This is a genomic window from Amycolatopsis sp. NPDC051716, assembly GCF_040681595.1.
Lineage (GTDB): Bacteria > Actinomycetota > Actinomycetes > Mycobacteriales > Pseudonocardiaceae > Amycolatopsis.
On sequence record NZ_JBFAZA010000031.1, the window covers coordinates 122,179 to 129,929 of the forward strand.

Annotated in this window: 9 protein-coding genes; 6 read left to right on the forward strand and 3 right to left on the reverse strand. The window is 72.5% G+C overall.

Annotation, left to right across the window (positions count from 1 at the left end; translation table 11 throughout):
- Positions 1-27: 27 nt before the first annotated feature.
- The 3 genes from AB0M30_RS34470 to AB0M30_RS34480 all read left to right on the forward strand — a co-directional run bounded on the left by AB0M30_RS34470 (position 28) and on the right by AB0M30_RS34480 (position 3,076).
- Positions 28-1,281, forward strand: a complete 1,254-nt coding sequence (locus AB0M30_RS34470) for a cytochrome P450 (protein WP_364592622.1) — start codon at positions 28-30, stop codon at positions 1,279-1,281.
- Positions 1,281-2,174 carry a LysR family transcriptional regulator gene (locus tag AB0M30_RS34475; protein WP_364592625.1) on the forward strand — a complete coding sequence of 298 codons (894 nt, stop codon included), beginning with the start codon at positions 1,281-1,283 and terminating at the stop codon, positions 2,172-2,174. The genes AB0M30_RS34470 and AB0M30_RS34475 overlap by 1 nt, the downstream gene beginning before the upstream one ends.
- Positions 2,175-2,266: 92 nt before the next feature.
- Entirely contained in the window at positions 2,267-3,076 is an 810-nt protein-coding gene (locus AB0M30_RS34480; protein ID WP_364592628.1) for an SDR family oxidoreductase, read from the forward strand.
- Positions 3,077-3,092: 16 nt separating this feature from the next.
- Here the strand turns inward: AB0M30_RS34480 and AB0M30_RS34485 are convergent, their stop codons facing one another.
- Both AB0M30_RS34485 and AB0M30_RS34490 read right to left on the reverse strand, forming a co-directional pair.
- Complete coding sequence (locus tag AB0M30_RS34485) at positions 3,093-3,920, reverse strand: carbon-nitrogen hydrolase family protein (protein ID WP_364592631.1); 828 nt, start codon at positions 3,918-3,920, stop codon at positions 3,093-3,095.
- The gene (locus tag AB0M30_RS34490) at positions 3,902-4,681 is read right to left on the reverse strand and encodes a DUF1295 domain-containing protein (protein ID WP_364592634.1); all 780 of its coding nucleotides are present in this window, start codon (positions 4,679-4,681) and stop codon (positions 3,902-3,904) included. The genes AB0M30_RS34485 and AB0M30_RS34490 overlap by 19 nt, the downstream gene beginning before the upstream one ends.
- A gap of 30 nt (positions 4,682-4,711) precedes the next feature.
- Here AB0M30_RS34490 and AB0M30_RS34495 point away from each other — a divergent pair, with 30 nt between their 5' ends.
- Positions 4,712-5,923, forward strand: a complete 1,212-nt coding sequence (locus AB0M30_RS34495; RefSeq protein ID WP_364592637.1) for a threonine synthase — start codon at positions 4,712-4,714, stop codon at positions 5,921-5,923.
- On the opposite strand, the gene AB0M30_RS34500 is transcribed toward AB0M30_RS34495, so the two are convergent.
- Entirely contained in the window at positions 5,920-6,273 is a 354-nt protein-coding gene (locus AB0M30_RS34500) for an arsenate reductase family protein (protein WP_364592640.1), read from the reverse strand. The two genes, AB0M30_RS34495 and AB0M30_RS34500, sit on opposite strands and share 4 nt — an antisense overlap.
- Positions 6,274-6,326: 53 nt before the next feature.
- Here AB0M30_RS34500 and AB0M30_RS34505 point away from each other — a divergent pair, with 53 nt between their 5' ends.
- Together AB0M30_RS34505 and AB0M30_RS34510 are read left to right on the forward strand one after the other, a co-directional pair.
- A complete protein-coding gene (locus tag AB0M30_RS34505) occupies positions 6,327-6,920 on the forward strand; it encodes a TetR/AcrR family transcriptional regulator (protein ID WP_364592643.1) in 594 nt (197 codons plus the stop codon).
- Positions 6,917-7,537: an enoyl-CoA hydratase/isomerase family protein gene (locus AB0M30_RS34510; protein WP_364592646.1), complete on the forward strand. Its 621-nt coding sequence runs from the start codon at positions 6,917-6,919 to the stop codon at positions 7,535-7,537. Before AB0M30_RS34505 ends, AB0M30_RS34510 begins: the two co-directional genes overlap by 4 nt.
- Positions 7,538-7,751 lie beyond the last annotated feature (214 nt).

Below are 7,751 nucleotides of genomic sequence, written 5' to 3' on the forward strand. Positions count from 1 at the left end.
GTCGGTGGGCGCGGCTAGGGTCGGCTCGTGACGATCACCGATCCGGACACCTACGTGCGAGGTGTCCCGTACGAGGAGCTGGCGCGGCTGCGGCGTGCCGGCCCGGTGGTGCGCGTCGACGACTTCTGGGCCGTGCTCGGTCACGCCGAGGTGCGGCGGGTGCTGCGCGAGCCCGGCGTGTTCTCCTCGCAGCTCGGCGGCACGCAGATCCGGGACGCGGCCGACCTCGCCTACGTGCGCCGGATGATGCTGAACATGGACCCGCCGGAGCACGGCCGGCTGCGCGGGCTGCTCACCAAGGCGTTCACCCCGCGCGCGATCGCGAAACTGACGTCGCAGATCGAAGGCTGGGCGCGGGAGCTCGTCGCGGCGGTCGCCGATCGCGGGGAATGCGACTTCGCGAAAGTGGCCGCCGACCTGCCGCTGCGCACCCTGGCCGGGGTGTTCGGCGTGCCGGAGCAGGACCGGCGGCTGATGTACGACTGGAGCAACCGGGTGATCGGCTACCAGGACGCCGAGTACGCGGTGAGCTCGACGGTTTCCGTTTCCGAGGTGAGCGAGCTCGCCCGGGCCGCGCTCGCCGTCCGCCCGGCGCCGGGGCCGGACGGGTCGATGCCGGATCCGCGGACCCGCGCGGGCATGCCGGATCTCTACGCGTACGCGAACGCGTTGGGCGACTACAAGCGCGAGCACCCGGGCGACGACGTGATGAGCAACCTGATGCGGCACGTCGGCGACGACGGCGGCCGCGTCTCGCTCACCGAGTTCGAGAACCTGTTCTGGCTGTTTTCCGTGGCGGGCAACGAAACCCTCCGCAACGGCCTGCCCGGCGGGCTGCTCGCGCTGCTCTCGCACCCCGCCGAGTACCGCCGGCTGCTCGACGACCGGTCGCTGCTGCCGGCCGCGGTCGAAGAGATGCTGCGCTGGTGGACGCCGGTGATGCACTTCCGGCGCACCGCGGTGTCCGACGTCCGGCTGTCCGATGTGGACATCGCCGCCGGGGACAAGGTGGTGGTCTGGTTCTCGTCGGCCAACCGGGATCCTTCGGTGTTCCCCGAACCGGACACCTTCGACGTCGGCCGCGCCCCGAACGACCACCTGACCTTCGGCCACGGCCCGCACTTCTGCCTCGGCGCGCACCTCGCGCGGGTGCAGCTGCGAGCCATGTTCGACGCGGTGCTCGACCGGCTCGGGTTCGTCGAGCTCGCGGGCGAGCCGGTGCGGCTGCGGTCGAACTTCCAGAACGGCCTCAAGTCGCTGCCGATCCGGTGGGAGCGCTGATGGAGATCCGGGAGCTGCGGGCGTTCGTCGCGGTCGTCGAGGCGGGCGCGATGTCGAAGGCGGCCCGGCAGCTGCACGTGAGCCAGCCGGCGCTGTCCCAGACGATCACGGCGCTGGAGCGGCGGCTCGGCGTCCGGCTGCTGGTGCGCACGAGCACCGGCGTGCAGGTCACCGACGCCGGGACGACGCTGCTCGGCGAGGCCCGCGCCGTGCTGGCGCGCCACGACCAGGCGCTCGCCGCGATGGCCCGGCACACCGCGGACGGCGGCGGCGTGCTGCGCGTCGGCGTCCCCCTGGAACTGCCGCCGGAGCTGCTGCCCTCGGCGCTCGCGCGGCTGCCGGACACGCGGGTGCAGGCCCGGCACCTGTCGTCGGTGGCCCAGGTGGCCGCGCTGCGGGCCGGCGAGCTGGACGTCGGGCTGGTCCGCGAGCGCCCGGCCGGTCCCGACCTGGACGCGGCACTCGTGGTGACCGAGGACGTCGGCGTCCTGCTGGCCACGGACCTGGCGGAGAAGCTGGGCTCGCCGGTCCGGCTGGAGGATCTGGCCGGCCTGGAGTGGTTCGCCTTCCCGCGTGCGGGCAGCCCGGCCTGGTACGACGAGCTGGCGGCGATCCTGCGCAGCCACGGCCTCGACGTCGGGCCGGAGGTCCCGGAGGAGCAGCGGCTGATCGTCGAGCTCAAGATCCCGGCGGTCAGCGCGGGCGGGGCGTACGCGTTCGCGCCGCCCGAGTGGCCGTACCCGCTGCCGGACACCGTGCGCTGGGTGCCGCTGGCCGGGAACCCGATCGTCCGGCGGACCTGGGCCGTGTGGCCGGCGACGTCGCACCGGCGGGACGTCGCGGAGTTCGTCGCGGCGCTGGAAGACCATCGGCGGAACGGATCGCGGGCATAAGGAGGGCCGAAGGCACATCAGGAAGGGTTTTGCGGGCGGTCTCGCTTGAACTCTGCGACCGGGGAAACACCCCGATTGCGAAGGAGTTGAGCATGACTGCAGTGACATCCGGGGCTTCGCCCCGGGCCGGGGGCTCCGCCACCCGGACCCCCGAAGGAGCTGCAAAACTGTCCGGGTCGACGGCCCTGGTGACCGGTGGGACGAGCGGCATCGGCCGCGCGACGGCGGTCGCGCTGGCCGGGCTCGGCGCGCACGTGGTGCTGTCCGGCCGGGACGCCGGGCGCGGCGCCGAGGCCGTCGAGCAAATCCGTGTGGCGGGCGGCAAGGCCGACTTCGTCGCGGCGGACCTGAAGGACGCGGCGTCGGCGCGTGCCCTCGCGGCCCGGGCGCGCGAGGTGGGCGGGCCGATCGACGTGCTGGTCAACAACGCCGGCGTGTTCCCGACCGGGCCGACTTCGGGCTTCCCGGAGGCGGACTTCGACGCGGTCTTCACGATGAACGTGAAGGTGCCGTTCTACCTCGTCGCCGAGCTGGCGCCGGAAATGGCCGCGCGCGGCCACGGCGCGATCGTGAACGTGTCCACGGTCGTCGCGACGGCCGGCATGGCGGGCATGGCGCCCTACGGCGCGTCGAAGGCGGCGATCGAGCTGATGACGAAGGCGTGGGCGGCGGAATTCGGGCCGTCGGGCGTGCGCGTCAACGCGGTCAGCCCGGGCCCGACCCGCACGGAAGGCACGGCGGCGTTCGGCGACGGCCTGGACGACCTGGCGGCGGCGGGCCCGGCCGGCCGGGTGGCGGCCCCGGAGGAGATCGCGGCGGCGATCGCCTTCCTGGCGGCGGGCGACTCGAGCTTCGTCCACGGCGCGGTGCTCCCGGTGGACGGCGGCCGGCTGGCGGTGTGAGCCGCGGCGGACGGCGTCACCGCAGGAAGGTGACGCCGTCCCGCGGCCGCTCGTCCACCGTCAGCGAGAACACGTCCGGTCGCGCGTAGTGCCCCGAAACGTCGAGGCTGTGCCGCGCGGCCACGATCTCCTGCAGGTCGATCTCCGCCGTGATCAGGCCCTCCGCGTCGCGCAGCGGGCCGGCCAGCACGTCCCCCAGCGGGCCGACGATCACGCTGCCGCCGCGGAAGGGGTCTTCGCCTCCTGCCTCGTACGGGCACGCCGAAACCACGAAACACCGGCCCTCGTCGGCGATGTGGCGCATCGACGCCTGCCAGACGTCGCGGTCGTCCGCCGTCGGGGCGCACCAGATCTCGACGCCCTTCGCGTACATCGCCGCCCGCAGCAACGGCATGTGGTTCTCCCAGCAGATCGCCGCGCCGGCCCGGCCCGCCGCCGTCGGGACCACCGGGAGCGTCGACCCGTCGCCGCGGCCCCAGAACACGCGTTCCCGCGCCGTCGGCACCAGCTTGCGGTGCTTGCCCACCAGCCCTCGCTCCGGATCGAGGAACACCACCGTGCTGTAGAGCGTCGAGCCGTCGCGCTCGATGACGCCCACCACCAGCGTCGCGCCGGTCCGGGCGGCGAGCCCGGCCAGCTCCGCCGTCTCCGGGCCGGGTACGGCCACCGCCGCGTGGAAGTACTCGACGAACGGCACGCGGCCCGGATATCCGCCGAGCACCGCCTCCGGCAGCACCACCAGGGAGACGCCGCGGAGCTCGTCCTCGAACGCCAGGATCCGCTCCAGCGGAACACCCGTGCCGAGCTGCAGCGCGGCGACGACCGTCATCCGCGCGCCGGCCACGGGACCACCGCCGACGTGCGCCGCTGGTAGTCCGCGTACTCGGGGTACCGGGACTTCGTGATGCTCTCGGTGAACCGCGTCGAGCCCACGAACAGCAGCGTGAGCAGGACCGCGCCGGCGACCGTCCACTGCAGACCGCCGGCGACCACCCCGAACGCGGCGAACGCCCACCACTGCGCCTGCTCGAAGAAGAAGTTCGGGTGCCGCGAGTAGCGGAACAGCCCGGCCTGCAGGAACCGCGTCGGCGCCCGGCCCGCGTGCTTCTCGCGGTGGAACTCCCACTGCTGCTGGTCGGCGACCGTCTCGCCGGCGAGGAAGACGGCGAACACCACCGCGACGACGACGTCCGCGACCCCGAACCCGCCGGGGTGCTCCAGCGCGGTCAGCGCCGGGAGGGTGATCAGCAGCAGGATGGCGTTCTGGTACAGCGAGATGAAGAAGAAGTTGAACAGCTGGAACTGCCACGGCGCCATCCGCTCGCGCAGCACCGCCCACCGGTAGTCCTCGCCGCCGGGCGCGTACCCGCCCTTGCGGGCGAAGTTGAACGTCAGCCGGGCGCCCCACAGCACCACCAGCGCGAACATCACGTCGAGCCGGGCGTCGGCGAACCCGGCGGCGCCGGCGAAGATCCCCACGTAGGCCACCGGCACGATCGACCAGATCCGGTCGACCCAGGAGTACTCCCTGGTCAGCACCGACACCAGCCAGGTGCCGAGCGTCACCCCGGCGAAGACGTACAGGCACACCCGCAGCGCGTCCATGTGCTCACTTTAGGACCTACGATCGGCGTTGTGCCGCATTCCTTCCTCAGCCACCTCGAGTGCTCGCGGACCGGCGAACGCCTGGACGCCGACGCCGTCCAGGGCCTCTCCCCGGCGGGCGCACCGCTGCTCGCGCGTTACGACCTCGACCGGGTCCGCGAAGCCGTGACGCCGAAGGAGATCGCCGGGCGCGAGCCGACGCTGTGGCGCTACCACGAGGTGCTGCCCGTGCGCTCGGCCGAGCACGTCGTCAGCCTCGGCGAGGGCATGACACCGCTGCTGCGGCTGCCGCGCTACGGCCGTGAGCTGGGGCTGCCGCGCCTGTGGATGAAGGACGAGGGCCTGGTTCCGACCGGCACGTTCAAGGCCCGGGGCGCCGCGGTCGGCGTCTCCCGTGCGGCCGAGCTGGGCGTACGCGGGATCGCGATGCCGACGAACGGCAACGCCGGCGCGGCGTGGGCGTTGTACGCGGCGCGCGCGGGGCTGTCGAGCCTGGTCGCGATGCCGGCCGGCGCCCCGGCGATCACCATGCGCGAGTGCGTCGCCGCCGGTGCCGAGCTGTACCGGGTGGACGGTCTCATCGGCGACGCGGGCAAGCTCGTCGCTTCGGCGGTTTCGCGGCGTCCCGGAGTGCAGGACGTCTCGACGTTGAAGGAGCCGTACCGCATCGAGGGCAAGAAGACGATGGGCTACGAGATCGCCGAGCAGTTCGGCTGGCGGCTGCCCGGCGTCATCCTCTACCCCACCGGCGGCGGCGTCGGCATCATCGGGATCTACAAGGCCCTGCTGGAGATGCGGGAGCTGGGCTGGGTTTCCGGTCCGCTGCCCCGGCTCGTCGCCGTCCAGGCCACCGGGTGCGCGCCGATCGTCTCGGCGTTTTCGCGCGGTGCGCGGGAAAGCACCCCGTTCCCGGACGCCCGCACGGTCGCCTTCGGCATCACCGTGCCCAAGGCGCTGGGCGACTTCCTCGTGCTCGACGCCGTGTACGCGACCGGCGGGACCGCGATCGCCGTCACCGACGAGGAATTGCTCGCGGCCCAACGGGACCTGGCCGCACGGGAAGGCACCTTCGTCTGTCCGGAGGGCGGCGCGTGCTTCGCCGCGCTGCGGCACCTTCGCGAGTCCGGGTGGCTCGAGGGCGACGAAGACGTCGTCGTGCTCAACACCGGCGCCGGGATCAAGTACCCGGAGACGGTGCCCCTGGACGTCCCGCTCCTGTCGACGACCGACGCGATTCCTTAAAGGACCGAACGCACGGTTTCGGGGTCGCGGGCGACGACCGTCGTGCCGTCGTCGGCGGTGATGATCGGCCGTTGGATCAGCTTGGGGTGCTCGGCGAGCGCGTCGATCCACTTCGGCCGGTCCTCGGGCGTGCGGCCCCAGGTCTTGAGGCCGAGCTCCTTCGCGACGGGCTCGGCGGTGCGCGTGATGTCCCACGGTTCGAGGCCGAGGCGGTCCAGGACGGCTTCGAGCTCGGCCGCCGTCGGCGGGTCCTCGAGGTAGCGGCGCACGGTGTACTCCGCGCCGGCCTCGTCGAGCAGCGACACCGCGGACCGGCACTTCGAGCACGCCGGGTTGATCCAGATCTCCACGGCGGCAGCTTACCGCCCTGGTTTTGGAGCACGTGCTCTGTTACGGTCTCGGCATGCCCCGCCCCCGCGTCCACGACCTCGACGCGCTCCTCGACGTCGCCGAGCGGCTCATCGCCTCCTCGGCGGAGGTCACCGTGCGTGGCCTGGCGGCGGCCGCGGGCGTCCCGAACGGGACGATCTACCACGCGTTCGGGTCGCTCAGCGCCCTGCGGGCCCGGGTCTGGCTGCGTGCGGCGACGGCGTTCCTCGACCTCCAGACCTCGTTCGTGGACGAGGCTTCGTCGCCGGTGGAGGCGGTCGTCGCGGCGGCGGACACGCCCGCGGTGTTCGCGTCCCGGCGTCCCGAGGGGGCGCGAATGCTGCTGTCGGTGCGGGGAGACCGGCTCTTCGGCCCCGAACTGCCCGACGAACTTGCGGAAGCCCTGCACGCGCTGGACAAACGCCTGGTCGCCCTGCTGGTCCGGCTCGCCCGCGGGCTGTGGGACCGCGGCGACGGCCTGGCGGTCGAGGTGATCACGACGTGCGTCGTCGACCTGCCGACGGCGTTCTTCCGGCGTGACATCACCGATCCACTGGTGCGGGAAAGGCTGGCCGCCGCGGTGCGGGCGGTGCTGACCGTGCCCCCTCGAGAAAAGGACCGACCGTGACCGTATCCGTGCTCGACCTGGGCGACGACGAAAACCGGTTCTCCCCGGACTGGCTGCAGCGCGTCCATTCCTCTTTGGACGGCGTCGAGGGCGCCCTGGTGACCACCGGAGGCGGCAAGTTCTATTCGAACGGCCTCGACCTCGAATGGCTGACGGCGCACGGCGACCAGGCAGCCGGGTACGTCGCGGAGGTCCAGGAGCTGTTCGCCAGGGTGCTGACCCTGCCGGTCCCGACCATCGCGGCGATCAACGGCCACGCGTTCGGCGCGGGCGCGATGCTGGCCATGGCCCACGACTTTCGCGTGATGCGCAGCGACCGGGGTTATTTCTGCTTTCCGGAGGCGGACATCAACATCCCGTTCACCCCGGGAATGGCGGCGCTGATCCAGGGCAAGCTGACCCCCTCGGCGGCGATCGCCTCGATGACGACCGGGCGCCGATTCGGCGGCTTGGAAGCGGCGGAGATCGGGTTGGTGGACGAGGTCGCGGGCGAGGGCGAGGTGGTGAAGGTGGCTCGCGAACGGGCGGAGGCATTGGCGGGCAAGGACCGCGGAACATTGGGCGCGATCAAGGCGACGATGTTCGCGCCGGCGGTGGCGGCTTTGCAGGCGGGGTAGGCCTCCGGCCCCCGGTATCCAGCTTACCGGGGGCCACCGACAGTTTCGGTTGGTCGGCGCGGCAGGGGCGGGGCGAGGGAAGCGGCGGCGCGGAGGGAAAGCGCAGTGCGGCGCGAAAGCTAGTGTCCTGCGCCTGAAGTTCGCTATCTAATTGTAGGATGCGGTGATGGCGGGTCGTGGACGGTCCAAGGTCGAGCTGATCCTCAGTGATGAC